We start from the raw sequence: 20745 nt of genomic DNA, 5'->3' as shown, positions 1-20745 counted from the left end.
GGGCGAGCGGACGCTCGAGGTCACCCAACGCGGGTCAGGTACGCCCGGCAGCGCCCGTGCCGCCCGAGCCGCCCGAGCCGCCCGAGCCGCCCGAGTCCCGGGAGTCCCCGAGCGCCGCGAGGATGGCCGCACCCTGGGCGGCGGACAGCACCCCCCGCTCGAGCGCACGCAGCGCCGTGGCGCGCGCCATCCCGAGGTAGGCCTGCCGGACATCGGGGGCGTCATGTGACTCCAACGCGGCGCGGTGCGCAGAGACCGTTCCGGCGTCGCCCCGCGCCACCGGTCCGGTTAACGCTCCCTCGCCGGAGGACAGGGCGTTCTCGAGGGCCGCCTTCATCAGGGGGCCGAGCATGCGGTCCGGGTGCTGGACCCCGAGGTCCGCGAGGATCTGGGAGGACTGCGCGGCGATGGTCACGAGGTGGTTCGAGGCATGCGCGAGGGCCGCGTGGTAGAGCACGCGGCTCTCCTCCTCCACCACCACGGGTTCCGCGCCCATCTCGACGACGAGCGCCTGCGCGATCGGCAGGACGGCGGCCGGAGCGGTGATGCCGAAGATGCTGTCCGGGAGCCGCCCGAGGTCGAGACTCAGGCCGGTGAAGGTCATCACGGGGTGGATGGCGAGGGGAATGGCGCCCGCCGCCCGCGCGGGCGCGAGCACCGAGATGCCGTACCGGCCGGAGGTGTGCACCACGAGCTGGCCCGCCTGCCAGGCCTTCAGCCGCGCGAGTCCGTCCACGAGCTCCGGGAGGGCGTCGTCCGGCACGGCGACGAGGACGAGCTCGGCCCGCTCCACGATCTGCCGGATCTCGAGCACCGGGACGCCCGGGAGGAGGCTCTCCGCGCGTTCACGGCTGGCCTCGGACACCGCGGAGACGCCGACGACGGCGTGGCCCGCAGCGCGGAGAGCCGCCCCGAGAACAGCACCCACCTTGCCGGCGCCGATGATGCCGACGCCGAGCCTGCCCGGTCGGCGCGACGGATCACTCCCGGCCATCGAGCGCGTCCCTGCCGTCGCCGGTGCCGGTTTCGGGTTCCGCCGGAACGTAACGGGGGGCCTCGGGCATCACCTGCGTCTGCTGCGGAGCACCGCTCGTCCCCGACGCGCGGTGCGCGGGGGCGGGGTCTCCGGCAGACCCGTCCCCCGGAAGCGCAGGTTCGTGTTCGACCCGGTGGTCCGATCCATTGGCGGACGCGAGTGCGTCGTCAGCCGCGGGAGCCAACGCGCCGGTACGCGCATGTTCGGCGTTACCGACGGCGAGAGACCGGGAGTCTCGCGTGCCACCCGCCGGAGCCGATGCGGGCGCGGGTGCGTGGACGGTCGGGTCGATGCGCACGACGTCGTCGGCGGGCTGGGAGGAAGCACGCTCGGCAGCGCCCGGAACACCGGCACCCGCGACGCCCGCGCGATCCGGAACTGCTCCCGTGTGGGCGGCCGACTCCACTGGGCCGTCGAACCCGGGGCCGCCGAACCCGGGACCGGTGGTGCCGGGCGCATGCCCGGAAGTGGCGGCGTCGGGCCCGCGCACCGGGACGGGCATCATCCACTGCTCGGGCGAGCTGCGGCTCCGCGCCTCGGCCGCGCGCGCCGACTGCGCGTGGAACAGCTCCCAGGCGACGGCGTCGTCGGCCTGGATGACGTGGGCGCTGACCGGGCCCGGGGTTGTCTGGAAATGGAGGTCGGCCACGCCGAAGCGCCGGCCGAGCGGCCCCTGGTGCAGCGAGAGCGACTGCGTCCGTTCGTGCGGGACCACCACGAGCTGGCGCCACAGCACCCCGGACCGCACGAGCAGAGCGGTGTCCGTGGCAGCGAATCCGTTGCGGCGCCAGGCGAGCGGTGCGAGCCAGCGGGCCCGCCGCGGCGTGGTGGCGAAGCCTTCCGCGGAGTCCCGGCCCGTGAGGCCCTGGGCGAAGAGTTCCACCGGACGCGCGGTACCCGGATCCGGGAGCACGAGGGCAACGATCTGCAGGACCTCATCGAGCGTCCCGACAGGAAGCAGGGTGGCGCGCGCCTGCCCCTCGTTGCTCCCGGACAACCCGTAGCCGGCGACGTTCACCTTGACGCGGTACCAGCCCTTGAGCCGCCAGAGGGGTGACTGGGTGATGCTCAGCGCCTGCACGCGGCCCGGCGGGACGGTCTGCGCCCGGGTGTCCAGCAGCCCGTACCGGAGCCGGATGCCGTCCGGCGAGGTGGCGGCGCGGAAGTTGTAGCCCGTGCTGAGCACGGACCAGTAGGCACCCACCACACCGATGAGGATGGGTGCCATCGAGGCCCCGATGATGACCGTCTCCAGCACGATGCTCAGGGTGACCACCACGACGACGAGGAGCACCAGTGCCACGGTGGTCCCGGAGAGCAGGGCTGCTCCGACCACGCGGCGGGGCGGGATCGCGACGACCTCACGCTCGGGCGCCTCGACGATCTCCTCCGGGTGCTCCGGATCCGTCCGGACACCCGCCGCGTGGGCCAGGATGGTGGCGCGAAGGCGTTTGGCGTCGTGGATCTTGAGGAACGCGAGCCGCACCGCGGACTCGCCGGCGTCCGCCACCTCGAACTTGAGCTCGGCGAGGCCGAAGATGCGCGCGAGCAGGGGCTGGACGATGTCGATGGCCTGCACGCGGTCCAGCCTCGCCTGCCGCTGCTGCCGGAAGACGACGCCGGAGTGCACCCGCACGTGGTCCTCGGTGACCTGGTAGCGCGTGAAGTACCAGGACACGAGGAACACCAGGGCGATCAGCACCACGACGCCCACCAGCACGCCGACCGCCACGAGGAGCCCCACACCCTCGGGGAGCGGGCTCCTCCCCCGTGTCTCGGCGTCGAACAGGCCCTCGAACCAGTCGCGGCCCGCGAAGTAGAGGATGGCCACGAGGGCGATCCACCCGCGCACGAGCGGCGAGATGAAGTGCACGCGCAGCCAGGGTGCCTCGGCCGACGGCGCCGGAGCGCCGGCAGTGCGGGACGACGGCGACGGCGCGGTCGGGGCCTGCTCCGGCGGTTCGGCGTGCGCGCGCTCGGTGGTCACAGCCCGGCCAGCCTGGCTTCTCCCCGCGCGGACAGCTGCTCCCGCAGTCTCGTGCCCTCGTCGGTGGGCAGGCCGGGGATGAACGCGTTGGTGGCGGGGGCGGCCGTGTGCAGCTTCAGCGTGCAGATGCCGAAGGCCCGCTCGAGGGGGCCGACGGCCACGTCCACGTACTGCATGCGGCCGTAGGGCACCACCATGGTGCGCCGGAAGAACACGCCCTGGCGGACCAGGAGGTCGTCGTCGCGCTCGGCATACCCGATCGCCGCGACCTGGCGTGGCAGGAGCACTCCGCGCCACGCGGCGATGACCAGCACGAGCACCGGCAGGCCCCACGCGAGCCAGTACGGCGGGAAGCTGTCCCACACGCCGGCCAGGCGGAGCGCCAGGGGCACGCAGGCGAGCACGAGCCACACGAGGGACCCGATGAACCACCCCAGGAGCCGGACGCGCAGGTACTTGGGCGACACCCGGGTCCACTCGAGCCCTGACGGATCGATCGGTTCGCTACGCATACTCCCCCTCGCTGTGCCCCGGAGCTGCGGTGCCGTCGTCGTCGGGCGGCAGCCTGCAGAAGCTCTCGACGATCAATCCCACCACAATCATGACGATCCCGCCCGCCATCAGCGCCACGGACCCCCAGAGCGGGGCCACGGTGGAGCGCACGCCCAGCAGGGTGAGCTGGTCCACGAAGATCCCGGCGTGCCAGCCGAGGTTGAGGGCCCCGGCGTACGCGCAGGCCTGCGCCAGCACGAGCGTCCGCGTGGCGAGGATCGGATCGAGCGGACGGTCCCGCCGACCATTGCGCCACTGCTGCACCCGCCGCCCGAAGACCAGCGTGATGGTGATGATGACCGCCGTGGTCACCAGCGAGGTCAGCGGCAGCGTGGGCGTGCCGTAGCCGTTCCGAGTGGCGAGCAGGTTCACCACGTACCCGGCGAGCCCGGCGAGCAGCCCGACGACCAGCAGCCAGCGGAACCGGAGGGTGCTCACGGCGTCCTAGACTCCCTCGAAGGGCACCAGGCCGGGGAGATCCTCGGCCTCCGCGGCGAGTTCCGCGACCGACCGCCCGTTCAGCTCCGCCCCCGAGTCCATCCACGCCCACGGCTGCAGGACGAACGCACGGGACGCCGCCCGCGGGTGCGGGACCGTGAGGACCTCGTCGTCGGACGTCCAGGACCCGAAGGTGATGATGTCGACGTCGAGCGTCCGCGGGCCCCAGCGGACGGTCCGCTCCCGCTGGTGCTTCGCCTCGACGGCCTGGCAGTGAGCGAGGAGATCGTAGGGGCCGAGGGCCGTCTCGACCTCGATGACCATGTTGAGGTAGTCGGGCTGCTCCGGGCCGCCCACCGGCCGGGTACGCACCACGGGCGAGACGGCGTGCAGACGGACGTCGTCCGGTTCCACGAGATCGGCGACGGCGTGCAGCAGGGTGTCGCTGCTCGCACCGAGGTTGCTGCCGAGCGCGAGGACCGCACGCACGGCGCTCACGCCCGGCCCCTCCGCAGCGTGATCGCCACGTCACCGAACGGGACCCCGATGGGCGCCTTCGGCTTGTGGACCGTGACGTCGACGGCGGAGACGGGGAACGCCGTCAGGACCGCGGCGGCGATGGTCTCCGCCAGGGCCTCGATGAGGTCGAAGGGCTCACCCCCGATGATGCCGTGCACCAGCTCCGCGAGCTCGCCGTAGTGCGCCGTCCGCGTGAGGTCGTCGCTCACACCGGCGGGCCGGAGGTCGAGGTGCAGCACGATGTCCACCACGAAGGGTTGTCCGTCGCGCCGCTCGTGGTCGAAGACCCCGTGGTGGCCCGTGGCGGTTATGCTGCGGAGTTCCACGGCGTCGAGCTCACCCGACGGCGATCCGGTGCGGACGCCGTCCGATACGTCGCTCACGGCCTGCGACCGAACGCGGCTGCCACCTTGACGGCGTCGAGCGTGGCCGCGGCGTCGTGCACACGGACACCCCAGGCGCCGGATGCCGCAGCGAGGGTGGCGACCGCGAGGGAAGCCTGATCACGCTCGAGCGGCGTGGCCGTCTTCCCCGCCGAGGTGAGCAGGGTCCCGAGGAACCGCTTGCGGGAGGCACCGATCAGCACCCGGTGACCGAGGGCCGTGAACGCCCCGAGGTTCTGCAGGAGGGTCCAGTTGTGCTCGGCGGCCTTGGCGAAGCCGAGCCCTGGATCGAGGATGATGCAGGACGGGTCCACGCCCGCCGCGACGAAGCGGTCGCGGAGCTCCGTGAGCTCGTCGACGACCTCGCGCACCACGTCCTCGTACCGGGCGTGGCCGTTCATCGTCGCGGCGGTTCCCCGGCGATGCGTGAGGATGTACGGCACGCCGCGCTCCGCGACGAGGGAGGGCATCTCCGGATCGAACCCTGCCCCCGAGATGTCGTTGACGATCGCGGCTCCTGCGTCGAGAGCCTGCCGGGCCGTCTCGGCGTGCATGGTGTCGATGCTGACGAGCGCCCCCGCCTTCACCAGCGCGTTGATCACCGGCAGCACGCGGGCGAGTTCCTCGTCCCTCGGCACCTGCCGTGCATCAGGCCGGGTCGATTCGCCGCCGACGTCGATGATGTCCGCCCCGGCGTAGTGCATCCGCAGCCCGTGGCTGATGGCGTCGTTCGTGGAGGCGTACTTCCCGCCGTCGCTGAACGAATCGGGGGTGACGTTCAGGATCCCCATGACGACGGCCCGGCCCACGGGCAGATCCGCGACCTTCCGTGCCACCCGGACCGGCCGGATCACGGGCAGCGGCGACGTCGCCGGCCCTGTACCGGGCGCTGCGGCGAGTGAATCCATGGAACGGGTCCTACCTTCCGAGAATGAGGCTCATCGCCTCGGCACGCGTCGCCGTCTCACGGATCTGACCGCGGACGGCGGACGTGACGGTCTTCGCACCGGGCTTCCGCACCCCGCGCATCGACATGCACATGTGTTCGCATTCGATGACGACGATCGCGCCCTTTGGCTTGAGGTGTTCCATCATTGCATCAACGATCTGCGTGGTCAGCCGCTCCTGGACCTGCGGACGCCGGGCATAGACCTCGACGAGGCGTGCGAGCTTGCTCAGCCCCGTGACGCGGCCGTCCGTCGACGGGATGTAACCGAGGTGGGCGGTTCCGTGGAAGGGGACGAGGTGGTGCTCGCAAGTCGAGTAGAACGGGATGTCCTTGACCAGCACGAGCTCCTGGTGGTTGATGTCGAAGGACGTCGACAGCACTTCGCCGGCATCCTGGTGCAGCCCGGCGAACATCTCGGCGTAGGCCTTCGCCACACGCTTCGGGGTGTCGAGCAGCCCGTCGCGGTCCGGGTCCTCGCCGATGGCCGCGAGGATCTCACGGACGGCCCGCTGGATGCGCAGCTGGTCCACCGGCGATCCGGAGGCCACCAGCGCCGCGTCCACCACTTCGTCGTCGAAATCAGTCATGGCCCATCCTCCCTCGTACATCGGACCGGGCAGTACTCACCGACGGATCCGCATCCGTCGTGTCCGCTCGCAGGTGCCGGACCGGACTAGGAGTCCCGGCCGCCCCCGGGCGCTCCGCCGGCCTCGGGCGAGGGCAGCTCGGAGCCGTGGACGTCGAAGTCGCCGGGCACGTCGGCATCCGCGATCTGGTCCTGCGGGGACACCGTCTCGGGTGCCGGGCGTCCGCTCTCGAGCGCCTCGGCACGTTCCTTGCGGGACGTCACCGGGGGGAGCGAGTGGACGGGGCGTGACTGCTTGGACAGCCAGATCTCCCGGAGATCGCGCTTGCGCACGTTGTGGAAGACCTCCGCGATCTCGGCCTGGTTCAGCGTCTCGCGCTCCAGCAGTTCGAGGGCCAGGCGGTCGAGGACGTCACGGTTCTCCGTGAGGATCTGGTACGCCTCGTCGTGCGCGTTGTCGATGAGCCGGCGCACCTCCTCGTCGACCACGAGCGCGATCTGGTCCGAGTAGTCGCGGTCACTGCCCATGTCGCGGCCGAGGAACGGCTCCCCCGCGCCCTGACCCAGCTTCACGGCGCCCACGCGCTCGCTCATGCCGTACTGCGTGACCATCTTCCGTGCCGTACCGGTGGCCTTCTCGATGTCGTTCGAGGCACCCGTGGACGGATCGTGGAACACGATCTCCTCGGCCACGCGGCCGCCCATGGCGTATGCGAGCTGGTCCAGGAGCTCGTTCCTCGACACGGAGTAGCGGTCGTCGCTCGGCATGACCATCGTGTAGCCGAGGGCCCTGCCGCGCGGCAGGATGGTCACCTTGGTGACGGGGTCCGTGTTGCGGAGCGCGGCGGCCACCAGGGCGTGACCACCCTCGTGGTACGCCGTGATCTTGCGCTCGAGTTCCTTCATCACGCGGCTGCGCTTCTGCGGGCCGGCGATCACGCGGTCGATCGCCTCGTCGAGGGCGCGATCGTCGATGAGCTGCGCGTTCGAGCGGGCCGTGAGCAGCGCCGCCTCATTGAGCACGTTCGCGAGGTCGGCACCGGTGAAGCCCGGGGTCTTCTTCGCGACGCCCTTGAGGTCCACGCCGGCAGCCATGGGCTTGCCCTTGGAGTGCACGGAGAGGATGTGCTCGCGGCCCTTCATGTCCGGTGCCTCCACGCCGATCTGGCGGTCGAAGCGGCCCGGACGCAGCAGTGCGGGGTCGAGGACGTCGGGGCGGTTCGTCGCCGCGATGAGGATCACGTTGGTGGTGGCGTCGAAGCCGTCCATCTCGACGAGGAGCTGGTTCAGCGTCTGCTCGCGCTCGTCGTTGCCGCCGCCCACGCCGGCGCCACGGTGACGGCCCACGGCGTCGATCTCGTCCACGAAGATGATGGCCGGCGAGTTGTTCTTGGCCTGCTCGAAGAGGTCCCTCACGCGGGACGCACCCACACCGACGAACATCTCGACGAAGTCCGAGCCGGAGATGGAGTAGAAGGGTACGCCGGCCTCGCCGGCGACAGCGCGGGCGAGGAGGGTCTTGCCGGTCCCGGGAGGCCCGTACAGCAGCACGCCCTTGGGGATCTTGGCTCCGAGCGCCTGGAACTTCGCGGGCTCCTGCAGGAACTCCTTGATCTCGAGCAGTTCCTCCACCGCCTCGTCGGCGCCGGCGACGTCGTTGAACGTCACCTGCGGCATGTCCTTGGAGATGAGCTTCGCCTTGGACTTGCCGAACTGCATGACCTTCGAGCCGCCGCCCTGCATACGGCTGAGCAGGAACCAGAAGATGACGCCGAGGATCAGGATGGGGAAGATCAGACCGGCGAGGCTGAGGAGCCAGTTGCTCTCGGCGGGCTGGTCGGTGAAGCCGTCGGTGTCGGACGCGGTGATGGCGTCGACGACGCTCTCGGCGCGTGCGGTGCTGTAGAAGAACTGCACGCTCCGGCCCATGTCCTGGTAGTCGTCGCGCAGTGTGAGGTCCACGCGCTGTTCGCCGTCGTAGATCTTGGCCTGCGTGACCTGGTCATCGGCGAGGAGCTGGAGACCCACGTTGGTGTCCACGCGTGAGGTGCCGTTGCCGAAGAGGCTCGGGAGCACCAGCAGGAGCGCCACGACCGCGAGGGCGATCCAGAAGAACGGCCCCTTGAAGATGTTCTTGAATTTCATTCGTCTCGGGGCAGCAAGCCCCGTCCCTCCTGCTGATGCAAGTATCTGTGTGCGGGCGCACTGCTGTGCGGGTGCCCTTGCGAGAACCTCAACATATACACCGTCTGTGTCTGACCACGCGCGGCTCCGGGGGTTAGTTCCCTCTGGGCGAAGCGCGCCCGGCCGCCGGACCTACTCGTAGACGTGCGGGGCGAGCGTGCCGATGAAATCGAGGTTGCGGTACTTCTCGGCGAAATCGAGCCCGTAGCCCACCACGAACTCGTTGGGGATGTCGAACCCGACGTACTTCACGTCGATGTCCACCTTCGCGGCGTCGGGCTTGCGGAGCAGCGTGCAGATCTCCACCGAGGCCGGGCCGCGGGAAAGCAGGTTCGCCTTGAGCCACGAGAGCGTCAGGCCGGAATCGATGATGTCCTCGGCGATGAGCACGTGCTTGCCCATGAGGTCCGTCTCCAGATCCTTCAGGATGCGCACCACCCCGGAGGACTGTGTGCCGGAGCCGTAGGAGGAGACGGCCATCCAGTCCATCGTGATGTGCGAGTGGAGGGAGCGGGCGAGGTCCGCCATGACCATCACGGCGCCCTTCAGCACGCCGACGAGGAGGATCTCCCGGCCCTGGTAGTCGGCGTCGATCTGCTGCGCGAGCTCGTCGACGCGCTGCTGGATCTGCTCCCTGGTGTAGAGGACGTGCTTGAGGTCTGCCTGGACGTCGTTGGAATCCACCGGTCACTCCTGTGTTGGACGGCACGGCTGCTTCACGCCGGCGTATCGCTGCTGGGCCCGCGGGCACCGCTCGGGGAGCCGGCACCGCGTAGGACAAGATTGCCATAGCTTGGTTGCCCGCGGAGAACCGCCCGGCCCCGTACCTGGCGGTGGACGCTCACCTTGCCGCCCAGTTGCACGGGCCCCGCGGAACCCGTGCGGTCCAGCAGCGACTCCGCAGCGCGCAACCGTTCCGAGCTCGGCTGGTAGGCGCCGAGGTCCAGGGCTGCGAGCGCGATCACGCGCTGCCGAAGAGCTGCCGGTAGTGCGAGCAGGCCGTCCTCGGGCAGCAGCACCTCGCCGTCGTCGCCCTCGATCCGCAGGCGAGCGTAGGCCTCGGCACTCATGCCCTCGAGCACGTCGGCGTCCTGGCCGAGGATCCGCGCCGTCCGCGCGAGGGCTAGCGCTATCCCGGGGCCGAGGGTGTCCTCGAGATACGGCAGGACGTCCGTCCGGACGCGTGACCGGGCAAAGGCGGGATCACGGTTGGCGGGGTCGTGCCAGGGGTCGAGGCCGTAGAAGCTGCAGATCGCCGCGGTATCCGTGCGCCGCAGCTCGAGGAACGGCCTGCGGTAGATGCCCCGCCGCTGCGGCATCCCCGCGAGCGACCGCGTGCCCGAGCCCCGCGCGAGCCCGAGCAGCACCTGCTCCGCCTGGTCGTCGAGCGTGTGGCCGAGCAGCACGACGTCGGCCCCGAGCCTCGCCGCGGCATCGTCGAGGGCGCGGTACCGGGCGGTCCGGGCGGAGGCCTCCGGACCCATGCCTTCGCTCGCCACGGAGACGCGGTGCACCTCGACGGGCTGCAGCCCGAGCTCCGTCAGCGCACGCGCGGCCGAAGCCGCCACCTCGTCACTTCCCGGCTGCAGACCGTGGTCGACGACGACGGCGCCCACGCGGGCACGCCGCGTGCGGGCGAGGTGCACGACGACGGCGGCGAGCGCCAGGGAGTCCGGTCCACCGCTGCAGGCCACGAGCACGAGCGGACGGTCGGCGAGCACCGTCTCTCCCTCGGTGCCGTCGTCGGGCTCGACGCGGCCGCTCCGTCCGGACGGCTCCGGCAGCAGATCGGCGAGGCTCGTCGACACGAGATTGCGGGCCGTTCCGACGGCGGGCAGGAGCCGCGGGCGTCTAGCCATGGCGCCGGAGGCTCATCCTGTCGATCCACTCGTCGGGAGCGTGGATCTCGCGCTCGGTGGGCAGGTGCGACGCCGACTCCCAGACGGCGTTGAAGCCGTCCATCCCGGTCTGGTTGACCACGCGGCGCACGAACTTCGAGCCGTCGCTGTACTGGCGCATCTTCGCGTCGAGGCCCATCAGCTGTCGGATGACCTTCTCGAGCGGTCCACGGGACGTGCCGCGGGCGTTGAAGCGGCGGCGGATGGTCTTGACCGAGGGCACGATGCTGCCGTCCACGCCGTCCATCACGACGTTCGCGTGGCCCTCGAGGAGGCTCATGACGGCGGTGAGATGCGAGAGGCGGGCCTTGTCGTCCGGGTCCTGCAGGATGGACAGCACGCCGATCTCCTGCGCGGGGGCGCCGTCCGACGTCGTCACCTCACCCCGGGCGCGGGCCCTGCCGGCGGTGATGCTCTTCACGGCCGCGCCGAGGCGCTCCGAGAGGGTGTCGGCCTTGTCCATCAGACCCGACGTCAGCTGCCCGATCTCCCCAGTCATGTGGTCCTTCAGCCACGGCGCGGCGGCGAACTGCACGCGGTGGGTCTGCTCGTGGAGGCACACCCACAGGCGGAAGTCCGAGGGGTCCACGTTGAGCTCGCGCTCCACGGAGATGATGTTCGGTGCCACGAGCATGAGCCGTCCGCCCTGCCCGTTGCGGGAGGGCGTGAAGGGGTCGTACTGCCCGAGCACCTTGCTGGAGAGGAACGCGAGGATCGCGCCGAGCTGCGCACCCGTGAGGGTGCCACCGAGCACGAGGGACGCCGACTTCAGGGCGTCGGGGCGGGAGGCCGCGAGCTGGTCGAGCGCCGGCTCCAGCAGCGTCCTGAAACTCTGCGAGTTCGCCCTGGACCACGTGGCGCGGTCCACGATCAGCAATTCCGAGTCACGGAGGTCCCGGGCGGCATCGAGGCGCGAGATGGTGTGTACGTGGCCCACGGAGGCATCCGCGAGCTCCCGCATGTTCTGCACGGCCCGCGCGATGTCGGCGGGCTTCATGGTGGGGCCGGCGGGCGTGAGCGACGCCGCGGTGGAGGCCGCGATGTCCCAGTTGACCAGCTGCGGGCGTGAGGTCTCGGACTCGTTCCTGGTCATGCACCCATTCGATCACATCGCGCTGACGGACCGGCGGTGGCGCCGTCCGACGCCGGGCTGCATCAGCGGCAGCCGCAGCCCGCCAGCACCGCGGCTGCCCGGTCCACCGCCTCCCTCGCCTCGACCGTGTTGCCGTCGAGGCCCGAGGCGAGGAACGAGAAGACGAGGAGGCGGCCGTCGGTGGTGACCACGTGCCCGGTGAGACCGGTGACGGCGTTCAGGGTGCCGGTTTTGGCGCGTACCACTCCGGCACCCTGCGCAGGCTCGGAGCCCGGGACGAACCGCGTGGACAGCGTTCCCGTGAGCGCTGCGACGGGCATGGAATGGGCGATCCCCGCGAGCCCCGGCTCCGGAGACGTGACGACTGCGCGCAGCAGCAGGGCCAACTGGTCGGCGGACAGGGCGTTGCGGGTGGACAGGCCCGCGGCGTCGCCGATGAGGAGCCCCCCCGGCGGGACGCCGAGCCCGACGGCGGCCGCGGTCATCGTCTCCGTGGCGCCGCCGAAGGACCCCGGGCGGCCGCTCCTGAGCGCGGCGATCCGCGCGAGGGACTCGGCGAGGTAGTTGTCGGAGACCTCGAGCATGCGTTCGAGCTGCTCGCCGAGGGGCGCCGACTCCACCGAGGCGAGCCCTTCGGCGTCCTCGGGTGCCGTCCGGCGCTGCACATCCCCGGCGACAGAGATGCCCCGCCCCGCCGCGGCGGTGGTGAGTGCGGACGCGAAGATGCGCGCGGCGTCGAGCCCTGCGTCCTGGGACCGCGGCCCGCCCGTGCTGCCCTCCTCGAGCCACGCCGAGGTGACGGCGAGGGGATGGATGGGCGCGATCTCCCCGGCGTCGATGTCACCCTGCGCCCACGTGGGGTTGAGGGTGGCGCCGGAGAACAGCGACTCGTCCAGGTTCACGGTGTACGGCCCCGACCCCGCCGGCAGTGCTGCGGCCGTCTCGGCCGCGAGCGTCGAGAGCCCGGCGCGGCCCACCACCGAGGCGGGGTCCGAGACCCCGGAGCCGAGCAGCACGTCGCCGCCGCCGCGAAGGTAGAGCACTCCCGGGGTACTCGGCGCCGCGAGCACGGAGGTGGCGAGGGTCTGCTCCGGCCGCGCGTGCGTCATGAGAGCCACCGCCGTGACGAGCTTGATGTTCGAGGCCGGTGGCTGCACGCGGGTTCCCTCCCGCGCGTAGAGCACCGTGCCGTCCGCGGCGTCGAGTACCGTGCCCGCGAGCTCGCCCGGCCCTGCCAGCTGCAGGGCGGCGTCGAGCTGCGGACCGAGTACCGCCGGGGCAGGCGCGGGTGCGGTGGGGGTCAACGGTCCGACGACGTCGGGGGCCGGGATCGACGTCGGTGGGATCTGCGCGGCGGGAGTCACCGCGGGCCGCGGCGGAGGCGGCGGATCGTTGGCGGCCAGCACCGCGGGCGTGAGGTGGAGGGCGAGCGGGACGGCGAGCGCGGCGATCGCGATGATCAGCAGCAGGCTGGTCAGCAGACGCAGTGGACGCTTCACGGAACCCTTCCTGCGGTGGTGCGGCTCTCGGACGGTGCTCATCAGGTGCTCATCAGGTGCTCATCAGGTGCTCGGTCGGCCGTCCGACACCGGCCCGACACTGCGCCCGACACTGCGCCGGCCACCCGCAGTACACGCCCGGCGGCCCGTCTGCGCACCAGCATGATGCCCTGCTCCCGGTGCGCGACCGATATGTTAGGGCTGACGATCAACAGTAGACCGGCGCCTCGCCCCTTCCCCCGCACGGCGCGGTCCGCTTTCCCGACCTACCCAGGAGTTGCCATGATGAAGCTCGACGTCACCATCGAGATCCCGAAGGGCTCGCGCGTCAAGTACGAGATCGACCACGAGACCCACCGGCTGCGCCTCGACCGCGTGCTCTTCACGTCGATGCAGTACCCAACGCACTACGGGTACTTCGAGAACACGCTCGGCGAGGACGGCGATCCATTGGATGCCCTGGTGCTGCTCCAGGACTTCGACCTCATTCCCGGCGTCCTCGTGGAGTCCCGCCCCATCGGCGTCTTCAACATGGTGGACGACGGCGGCGGTGACGCGAAGGTGCTCTGCGTGCCGGTCGACGTCCGCTTCGACCACATCCAGGACCTGTCCGACGTCTCCGACTTCCTGCTCGACGAGATCAAGCACTTCTTCACGAAGTACAAGGACCTGGAGCCGGGCAAGTGGGTACAGGCCGCCGATTGGGCGGGCCGCGAGGAGGCCGAGGCGGAGGTCGAGGCATCGCTGAAGCGCTTCAAGGATCAGGGCGAGGCCAGCGCGCACGACGAGCCGCAGGGCCGCGACGTCGACGTGCAGGCCGAGAACACCACGGAGACGCCCGAGGGACGCTGACCCTTCACCTCACGGCGCCCGAGCGCGCCGTCGGGTTCTCCGGAGCCCTCGACCAGGAGCCCCCGCTGCACGCGCAGCGGGGGCTCCTGTCCGCGCGCTGCTGGTCGGTACACTGTGGCCTCATGAGCCAGACAGCCGATCGGAAGCCCCGCACGCCGATCGACCGCACGGTCGTGAACCTCGGAACGGGTGAGACCCTCCGGCGGGCCGCCTTCGGGCCAAGGCTCGGCGCCTACGCCGTGGACGTCGTCGTCGGGCTGATCCTCTGGGCGTCCTTCGCCGCGCTCCTTGTCCTCGTGCTCGTCCTCGGTCCTGCATCGGAGCGGCTCGACGACGCCGCCGCGGGTCTCATCTTCATCGTCGGCGGTTTCTTCTCCGCCGTCGTCTTCTACGGACTCTTCTACGGCCTTCGGCGGACGCTCGGTCAGACGCTCTTCGGGGTGCGCACCGTGCGCATCGCGGACGGCGGGCGCCCCGGCGCGTGGCGCGGCATGCTCCGGATGCTTGGCGGCGCACTCCTCGTGCCGGGGATCCCGATCATCGTCGTGGGCATGGTGACCAGCGGCTCCTCGTTCAGCCTCGTCAATCCTCCGCGCTTCGCCGTGGTCACCACGCGACCGCCAGCACGCTGACCGTTCGGGTGGTGCGGTGGACCAGGTGGCGGATGGACCATGGGGAGTGCTCCCCATGGTCCATCACCTCCGCCGTAGGTAGGGTCTGGCAAGGAATGCGGTCACTCAGCTCAGGAAGGCTCCCATGACGGCGATCATCGGCGCGAACCTGCAGGACCTCGCGACACTGGCGCAGCAGTTCTCCCAGTCGGCGGAGCAACTGCGGTTGATCCGTTCCACGCTCACGCAGCGCGTGGTGAACAATCAGGGTTGGCGGGGAGGCGACGCGGACCGCTTCAAGGCCCAGTGGGGCTCCCACGATGCGGCCCTCGCAGGCATCGCAGGCAGCCTCGCTACCGGCTCACAGCAGCTGATCGACAACGTGCGCGAGCAGGAGCAGGCCAGCGATCAGGCCTCAGGTTCTGCAGCAGGCGCCGGTGGATCCAGCGGACCGGGGTCAACCGGGGCAGGGTCCGGACCTGGCGGGGCCGGTGATGGCGGAGCCACGTCCGGCGGGAATTGGCTGCTCGAGGCAATCGCTGCCGGGAGTGTCGCGGTACCCCTCGGGCTCAAGATCAAGGACGCGATCGGTCTTCTCCGTACCCCGAGCGCGCTGCTCAACAGCAAGCGGCTCCTCGACATCACGAATGGGATCCGGAACGCGACCTACGCGGACGAGTTCGTCACCGCGAGCCGGTTCAGCAAGGCCCTCCGGTTCGGTGGCCCGGCCCTGGCCCCCTTCGCGATCGCCGGCGGCATCCACGACATGATCGATCCCGCCCATTCGGGAGCGCGTGGAGTCGGTGACCGCGTGGCAGGCGGGCTCAGCGTGATCGGTGGTGGCGGAACCTTGCTCATGGCGGCCGGTCTGCTCAACCCGGTGGGTGCGGGGATCGTCATCGGTGCCGGCCTCGCGGCGGGCGCCTGGGCCGCGGGTAACTACATCTACGACAACTGGGACAACATCACGGAGTTCACCGGGAACGTGGGGGAGTCCATCAGTGATGCGGGGAGCGCCGTGAAGGACTACGCGGAAGATCGCTTGGACGACGCGTCCGAGGTGATCGGGGACGCGGCCGAGAACGTCGGTGACGCGGCGGAGGACGTCGGTGAGTTCATGAAGGACCCGGTCGGGAAACTTGGAGGATGGCTCTCATGAGTAGGCAGCAGATCGATTGGACCGAGCGGGACCTCACCTGTGCCCGGGCGGTGCTCGACGCCGGTCCGGAGGTCGATCTCCCCACCCTGACGGACGAGGAGATCGTGGCGCTCGACGGCGTGGAACGCCCGCAGCTGGTGCCGCTGCCGTTCCTCGACGGGCAGACCGTGGAACGGCGCGCCCTAGCGACGGTGGCTCTCAGGGGACTCCTCGCCAAGCAGATCGCCTTCCCGATCACGCCCGAGGGCGAGACCGAGCCGTCACGCCTCGGGGTCCGGACGGACATCACGGGCATTCTGACGCTCCGGCGCTCAGGTCAGCGGATCGTATCCGGAGAGCGACGCTCCGCCGCCGGCACGCACTGGCTGTTCGGCTACGTGCACGGTGAGCAGGTGCTCGAGGAGCAGATCAGCGACGCCGGTGTACACGCCTTCGAGGTGTACCCGGTGGGGCAGCTCGTGGATCGGCTGAGCGTCCTCGTGGATCGCGAGGCCGCCGCGGCCGACGACGGCGTGCCGCAGGTGCTCGGGGAGCGCGACTTCGAGACCGGCGCACCGGTGATCTTCGCCGATGCCCACGCCGTGACGACGATCGCGGCCGGCGGTGTCGAGGCCGACACCGAGGCGACGGTCACGGTCTACGCCGAACCGACGCGGGTCCGGACACTCGATGCGAGCAAGGGCCCGAGCGGCATCGAGTACAGCATCGTCGACGTCTCGCCCGCGACCCTCCGCCGCCGCCTCACCGACGACGTGGTGCGTCTCGGGAGTTAGCGACTCCCGCTCTCAACTGCGCGGAATCAACCCGAATGCGTTGGTTTCGGGCGCCCCCGGCCCATACTGATCCCATGCGGTACGTCCTGACCATCAACCAGCGCGATTCGCGCGAGGTCGGCGACCTGACGGGCGACCTCCTCAAGACCCTGCGGCCGCTCCCTACCCTGGTCCCCTTCCAGCGATCGGTCGGGGACGAGGTGCAGGGCGTCGTCGACGACGCGGCAACTGCGGTGGATGCCGCACTGCGTGCCATCCGCCACCGCCGGTGGCACGTGGGGATCGGCGTCGGCGGTCTGACTCCACCCGTTCCGGAGCGCCTGGTCGACGCCGAGGGCTACGGGCTCGTCTACGCCCGCCGCGCGGTCGACCGGGCGCGGAAGACCGGCGAGCGCATCCCGCTGGCGGTCGAAGGGCCCGACGGCGAGATCGCGGCGGAGGCGGAAGCGGTGCTCAGACTGCTCGGGCAGATCGTCTACACCCGGACCGACGCCGAGTGGACGGTCCTGGACCTCATGACACCGGGCGCGCGCGGGCAGCAGAAGTACATCGCTGCCGAACTCGGCATCACCGCACAGGCCGTGAGCCGCGCCGTGGTCAGGTCGCACTGGCTGGAGGAGTGGGCCACACGGCCTGCCGCCGCCCGGCTGCTCGACCTCACCCACGGGCCCGCCTCGCTCCCCGAGGCAGCACTCGCCTACTGAGCAGGCGGAGCGGGACCAGACGGGCCATCAGACGGTCAGACGCCCGTCAGAGGCGACGGTCGGACGCGAAGGCCGAAATCCGTCAGACGCAGACGCCGTCAGACGATCGAGCGGAGCACCTTGGCCGCGCCGTCGTCGTACACCGATCCGGTGATCTCGGTGGCGACCGCGCGCACTTCCTCCGGCGCCTGCCCCATGGCGACGCCGCGGGCGGCCCACTGGAGCATCTCGATGTCGTTGCGGCCGTCCCCGACCGCCACGGTCATCGACGCCGGGGTACCCAGCCGGGTGCGCAGCGCCTCGAGAGCGCTGGCCTTCGTGACGCCGGACGCCGCGATGTCCAGCCAGGCCGTCCAGCCCACCGAGTAGGTGACGCCGTGCAGACCGATGGAGGCGACGGCCTCGCCGAACTCCTCCGCGGAGCTGTCCGTGCTGAACACCACCACGCGCACGGCCCGGCTGCCGAGCATCTCCTCGAAGGAGACGTTCTCCGCCTCGGACCCGAAGCTGGCGTCCTGGAAGCTCTCGGTGGAGAGGAACCTGCCGCGGTCGTCCTCAAGGGCGTACTTCGCGGACGGCAACCGCTCGCGGAGCGCCGTGAGGGCCGGTCGCGGATCGAAGGTCACGCGATCGATCACCTCGAAGCCCTCGGGCAGGTCGGCGTCCAGGCGGAGGGTCACGCCGCCGTTCGAGCAGACCGCGTGGCCGCGGGTGATCCCGAGCAGGCGGATGACGGGCAGCGTGGCCCCGAGGGACCTGCCGGTCGAGATGACGACGTCGTGCCCCGCCTCGATGACGGCCCGGGCGGCGTCGCGCACCTCCTCCGTCATGGAACCCTCGTGGTCGACGAGCGTGCCGTCGACGTCGAGGGCGATCAGGTGGTGTCTGCGGTTCTCGTGCCGGTCATCGATGCCGGCGTCGATCAAGGTACTCATACTTCAGTGAAGCACCTGCCACCGACGCCGGAGTAGGGCGACGCCCACAGTGCACTCAGAGGACGGGCAGGGTTTCCAGTCCGTTAAGATACGGCCGCAGCGCCGCCGGGACCGTGACCGAACCGTCCGCGTTCTGGTGGTGCTCGAGGATGGCGACGATCCACCGGGTGGTCGCGAGGGTGCCGTTCAGGGTGGCGACGGCGCGCGTGCCCTTCTGCCCCTCGCCGTCCTGCCGCTCCCGGATGTTGAGGCGCCGGGCCTGGAACGTGGTGCAGTTGGAGGTGGACGTGAGCTCGCGGTAGTCGCCCTGCGTGGGGACCCACGCCTCGCAGTCGAACTTCCGGGCGGCGGACATGCCGAGGTCACCGGCGGCCGTGTCGATGACGCGGTAGGGGAGCTCCACCTTGGCGAGCATCTGCTCCTCCCAGGCGAGCATGCGCTCGTGCTCCGCGGGGGCGTCCTCCACGGACGTGTAGGTGAACATCTCCACCTTGTTGAACTGGTGCACGCGGATGATGCCGCGGGTGTCCTTGCCGTGGGAGCCCGCCTCGCGGCGGTAGCAGGACGACCACCCGGCGTAGCGCACGGGGCCGCCGGTGAGGTCGAGGATCTCATCCGCGTGGTACCCGGCCAGCGCCACCTCGGAGGTGCCCACCAGGTAGAGATCGTCCGCCTCGAGCCGGTAGATCTCGGCGTCGTGCGCGATGTCGAAGCCCGTTCCCTGCATGGTCTCGGGACGCACCAGCGTGGGCGTGATCATGGGGGTGAACCCGGCGTCCATGGCCTGGTCGAGGGCCATCCGCAGCAGCGCGAGCTCGAGCCGCGCGCCGACGCCCTTGAGGAAGTAGAAGCGTGAGCCGGAGACCTTCGCGCCACGCTCCATGTCGATCGCGCCGATGAGCTCGCCGATCTCCAGGTGGTCGCGCGGTTCGAAGCCCTCGGCGGTGAAGTCCCGGGGGGTCCCGACGGTCTTGACCACCACGTAGTCGTCCTCGCCGCCCTCGGGCACGCCGTCCTGCACGAGGTTCGGGAGCTTCCTCAGCAGGGCCTCCTGCTCGGCCTTCGCGGCCTCGGAGGCGGCAGCGGCCGCCTTCACCGACACGGCGAGGTCCTTGACCTCGGCGAGCAGCGCCTTCTTCTCGTCACCCTTGGCCTGCGCGACCTTCTTGCCGAAGGCGTTCTGCTCCGCGCGCAGTGTCTCGTAGGACGTCACGGCCTCCCGGCGCGAGGAGTCCGCCGCGAGGACGGCGTCCACGAGGGTCTCGTCCGCCCTCCGCGCACGCTGCGATGCTCGGAACTGCTCGGGGCTCTGGCGGAGTTCGTTGACGTCGATCACGCGGTCAAGCCTACCCAAAGCCACACCGCCCCCCGGCGGCCCTCTTGGGTGCCGCTATCGTGAGGAGGCATGGGCCGCAAACTCCTCGCCGGAACCGCCGCGGCGTCCGCCGCCGCCGCCTCCCTCCAGAGCTACTGGTCCGTCCGCCGGCTGCGGCAGACCCGCACACCGACCGCATCCGTCCACGATCCCGTACCCGTACGCCCCGGGCCGCAGCGCGTGGCGCTGGTGGTCAATCCCACGAAGTCCCAGGCTGCGCAGGCGCGCGCCCTGCTCGAGCAGGCGTGCTCCGAGGCCGGGTGGGAGCCGCCGCTGATCCTGGAGACGACCGTGGAGGATCCGGGGACCGGCCAGGCGGAGCGGGCGCTCGCGGCCGGTGCCGACCTCGTGATCGCCGCGGGTGGCGACGGGACGGTGCGGGCCGTCGCGAAGGCGCTGGCCCACGCACCCGCGAGCCTCGGCCTCCTCCCCCTGGGCACCGGCAACCTCCTGGTCCGGAACCTCGGGCTGCCGTACCACGACGTCGCCGGGTGCCTCGGGACGGCGCTGCACGGTCACGAACGGCGGATCGACGCCGCCGGCATCACGCTGCGCAACGAGCGCACGGGCGCCTCGAGCGAGCACCCGTTCCTCGTGATGGGCGGCGTGGGCTTCGATGCGAGCGTCATGGCGGACGCCAAGCAGGATCTCAAGGAGAAGTTCGGCTGGCTGGCCTACAGCGAAGCGGGTGTGCGCCACCTGCCCGGGCGGCGGCGGCGCATCTCGATCAGCCTGGACGGACAGCCTCCGCAGAGCCGGAAGGTGCGTAGTCTGCTGGTCGCCAACTGCGGCAAGCTGCCGGCCGGCGTGGACTTCGTGCCCGACGCCGTGATCGACGACGGCCACCTCGACGTGGTGGTGCTCAGTCCCCGCAGCCTGCTCGGATGGACCTGGATGGCCGCGAAGATCCTCCTGCGCCACCGGGGCGGGATCCCCGTGATCACCTACTACCGGGCCCGCGAGGTGACGGTGTGGTCGGCGGAGCCGATCGCCACCCAGCTCGACGGCGACCCCTCCGGATCGATCACCTCGCTGACCGCTCGCGTGGACCCGGACGCACTGATGGTCCGGGTACCCCCGAGAGGGGTATCCGGACCATCGGGGTCGACGTCCGTCTCCGTGCGTCGGCTCGAGGACTACCGCGAGCGGCTGGGGTTCGGCCGTCGTCGTTCCTGACCGCTGCGGCGCTGGTGCGCCGAGCGGTCGCGACCG

At 70.8% G+C, this 20745-nt stretch carries 21 protein-coding genes; 6 read left to right on the top strand and 15 right to left on the bottom strand.

Going from position 1 to position 20745, the window contains the following annotated elements; translation table 11 throughout:
• Positions 1-34: 34 nt before the first annotated feature.
• The 13 genes from AC4D16_RS13115 to dacB all read right to left on the bottom strand — a co-directional run bounded on the left by AC4D16_RS13115 (position 35) and on the right by dacB (position 13166).
• Positions 35-994 (bottom strand): Rossmann-like and DUF2520 domain-containing protein, encoded by a 960-nt coding sequence (locus AC4D16_RS13115; protein WP_490955304.1) that lies wholly within the window; start codon positions 992-994, stop codon positions 35-37.
• Positions 981-3023 (bottom strand): PH domain-containing protein, encoded by a 2043-nt coding sequence (locus AC4D16_RS13110; RefSeq protein WP_490955303.1) that lies wholly within the window; start codon positions 3021-3023, stop codon positions 981-983. The genes AC4D16_RS13115 and AC4D16_RS13110 overlap by 14 nt, the downstream gene beginning before the upstream one ends.
• Positions 3020-3535: a PH domain-containing protein gene (locus AC4D16_RS13105; protein WP_490949791.1), complete on the bottom strand. Its 516-nt coding sequence runs from the start codon at positions 3533-3535 to the stop codon at positions 3020-3022. Before AC4D16_RS13105 ends, AC4D16_RS13110 begins: the two co-directional genes overlap by 4 nt.
• On the bottom strand, positions 3528-4013 hold the full coding sequence (locus AC4D16_RS13100) for a DUF3180 domain-containing protein (protein ID WP_490955302.1): 486 nt from the start codon (positions 4011-4013) through the stop codon (positions 3528-3530). Before AC4D16_RS13100 ends, AC4D16_RS13105 begins: the two co-directional genes overlap by 8 nt.
• 6 nt (positions 4014-4019) lie before the next feature.
• Positions 4020-4511, bottom strand: coding sequence for a 2-amino-4-hydroxy-6-hydroxymethyldihydropteridine diphosphokinase (gene folK, locus AC4D16_RS13095; RefSeq protein WP_490949793.1), 492 nt, complete (start codon positions 4509-4511; stop codon positions 4020-4022).
• The gene (folB, locus tag AC4D16_RS13090; RefSeq protein ID WP_490955301.1) at positions 4508-4915 is read right to left on the bottom strand and encodes a dihydroneopterin aldolase; all 408 of its coding nucleotides are present in this window, start codon (positions 4913-4915) and stop codon (positions 4508-4510) included. Before folB ends, folK begins: the two co-directional genes overlap by 4 nt.
• Positions 4912-5823, bottom strand: a complete 912-nt coding sequence (gene folP, locus AC4D16_RS13085) for a dihydropteroate synthase (protein ID WP_490949795.1) — start codon at positions 5821-5823, stop codon at positions 4912-4914. Before folP ends, folB begins: the two co-directional genes overlap by 4 nt.
• Before the next feature lie 10 nt (positions 5824-5833).
• A complete protein-coding gene (gene folE, locus AC4D16_RS13080) occupies positions 5834-6451 on the bottom strand; it encodes a GTP cyclohydrolase I FolE (protein ID WP_490949796.1) in 618 nt (205 codons plus the stop codon).
• A gap of 86 nt (positions 6452-6537) precedes the next feature.
• Positions 6538-8595 carry an ATP-dependent zinc metalloprotease FtsH gene (gene ftsH, locus AC4D16_RS13075; protein WP_490949797.1) on the bottom strand — a complete coding sequence of 686 codons (2058 nt, stop codon included), beginning with the start codon at positions 8593-8595 and terminating at the stop codon, positions 6538-6540.
• Between the two features lie 171 nt (positions 8596-8766).
• Positions 8767-9318, bottom strand: coding sequence for a hypoxanthine phosphoribosyltransferase (gene hpt, locus AC4D16_RS13070; protein WP_490949798.1), 552 nt, complete (start codon positions 9316-9318; stop codon positions 8767-8769).
• Positions 9319-9350: 32 nt separating this feature from the next.
• Positions 9351-10493: a tRNA lysidine(34) synthetase TilS gene (gene tilS, locus AC4D16_RS13065; protein WP_490955300.1), complete on the bottom strand. Its 1143-nt coding sequence runs from the start codon at positions 10491-10493 to the stop codon at positions 9351-9353.
• Positions 10486-11625, bottom strand: a complete 1140-nt coding sequence (locus AC4D16_RS13060; protein WP_490949800.1) for a zinc-dependent metalloprotease — start codon at positions 11623-11625, stop codon at positions 10486-10488. The genes tilS and AC4D16_RS13060 overlap by 8 nt, the downstream gene beginning before the upstream one ends.
• 62 nt (positions 11626-11687) lie before the next feature.
• Positions 11688-13166, bottom strand: coding sequence for a D-alanyl-D-alanine carboxypeptidase/D-alanyl-D-alanine endopeptidase (dacB, locus tag AC4D16_RS13055; RefSeq protein WP_490955299.1), 1479 nt, complete (start codon positions 13164-13166; stop codon positions 11688-11690).
• A gap of 243 nt (positions 13167-13409) precedes the next feature.
• Here dacB and AC4D16_RS13050 point away from each other — a divergent pair, with 243 nt between their 5' ends.
• From AC4D16_RS13050 to AC4D16_RS13030, 5 genes are all read left to right on the top strand, one after another.
• The gene (locus tag AC4D16_RS13050) at positions 13410-13976 is read left to right on the top strand and encodes an inorganic diphosphatase (protein ID WP_490955491.1); all 567 of its coding nucleotides are present in this window, start codon (positions 13410-13412) and stop codon (positions 13974-13976) included.
• 122 nt (positions 13977-14098) lie between these two features.
• Positions 14099-14608: an RDD family protein gene (locus AC4D16_RS13045; RefSeq protein WP_490955298.1), complete on the top strand. Its 510-nt coding sequence runs from the start codon at positions 14099-14101 to the stop codon at positions 14606-14608.
• 124 nt (positions 14609-14732) lie between these two features.
• Positions 14733-15746: a WXG100 family type VII secretion target gene (locus AC4D16_RS13040; RefSeq protein ID WP_490955297.1), complete on the top strand. Its 1014-nt coding sequence runs from the start codon at positions 14733-14735 to the stop codon at positions 15744-15746.
• A complete protein-coding gene (locus tag AC4D16_RS13035; protein WP_490955296.1) occupies positions 15743-16519 on the top strand; it encodes a hypothetical protein in 777 nt (258 codons plus the stop codon). The genes AC4D16_RS13040 and AC4D16_RS13035 overlap by 4 nt, the downstream gene beginning before the upstream one ends.
• Before the next feature lie 74 nt (positions 16520-16593).
• Positions 16594-17223 carry a hypothetical protein gene (locus AC4D16_RS13030; RefSeq protein WP_490949805.1) on the top strand — a complete coding sequence of 210 codons (630 nt, stop codon included), beginning with the start codon at positions 16594-16596 and terminating at the stop codon, positions 17221-17223.
• 98 nt (positions 17224-17321) lie between these two features.
• Here AC4D16_RS13030 and AC4D16_RS13025 read toward each other — a convergent pair whose 3' ends face one another.
• On the bottom strand, positions 17322-18158 hold the full coding sequence (locus AC4D16_RS13025) for an HAD family hydrolase (protein WP_490949806.1): 837 nt from the start codon (positions 18156-18158) through the stop codon (positions 17322-17324).
• A gap of 55 nt (positions 18159-18213) precedes the next feature.
• A complete protein-coding gene (gene serS, locus AC4D16_RS13020) occupies positions 18214-19494 on the bottom strand; it encodes a serine--tRNA ligase (protein ID WP_490955295.1) in 1281 nt (426 codons plus the stop codon).
• A 69-nt stretch (positions 19495-19563) separates the two neighbouring features.
• Between serS and AC4D16_RS13015 the strand changes: the two genes are divergently transcribed.
• The gene (locus tag AC4D16_RS13015) at positions 19564-20709 is read left to right on the top strand and encodes a diacylglycerol/lipid kinase family protein (RefSeq protein ID WP_490955294.1); all 1146 of its coding nucleotides are present in this window, start codon (positions 19564-19566) and stop codon (positions 20707-20709) included.
• The last annotated feature ends 36 nt before the right edge of the window (positions 20710-20745 follow it).

The sequence above is a fragment of the Arthrobacter sp. TJ-236 genome (assembly GCF_058269235.1).
The sequence above is the reverse complement of the archived record's forward strand: the minus strand, read 5'-3'. Positions and strand labels throughout refer to the sequence as shown.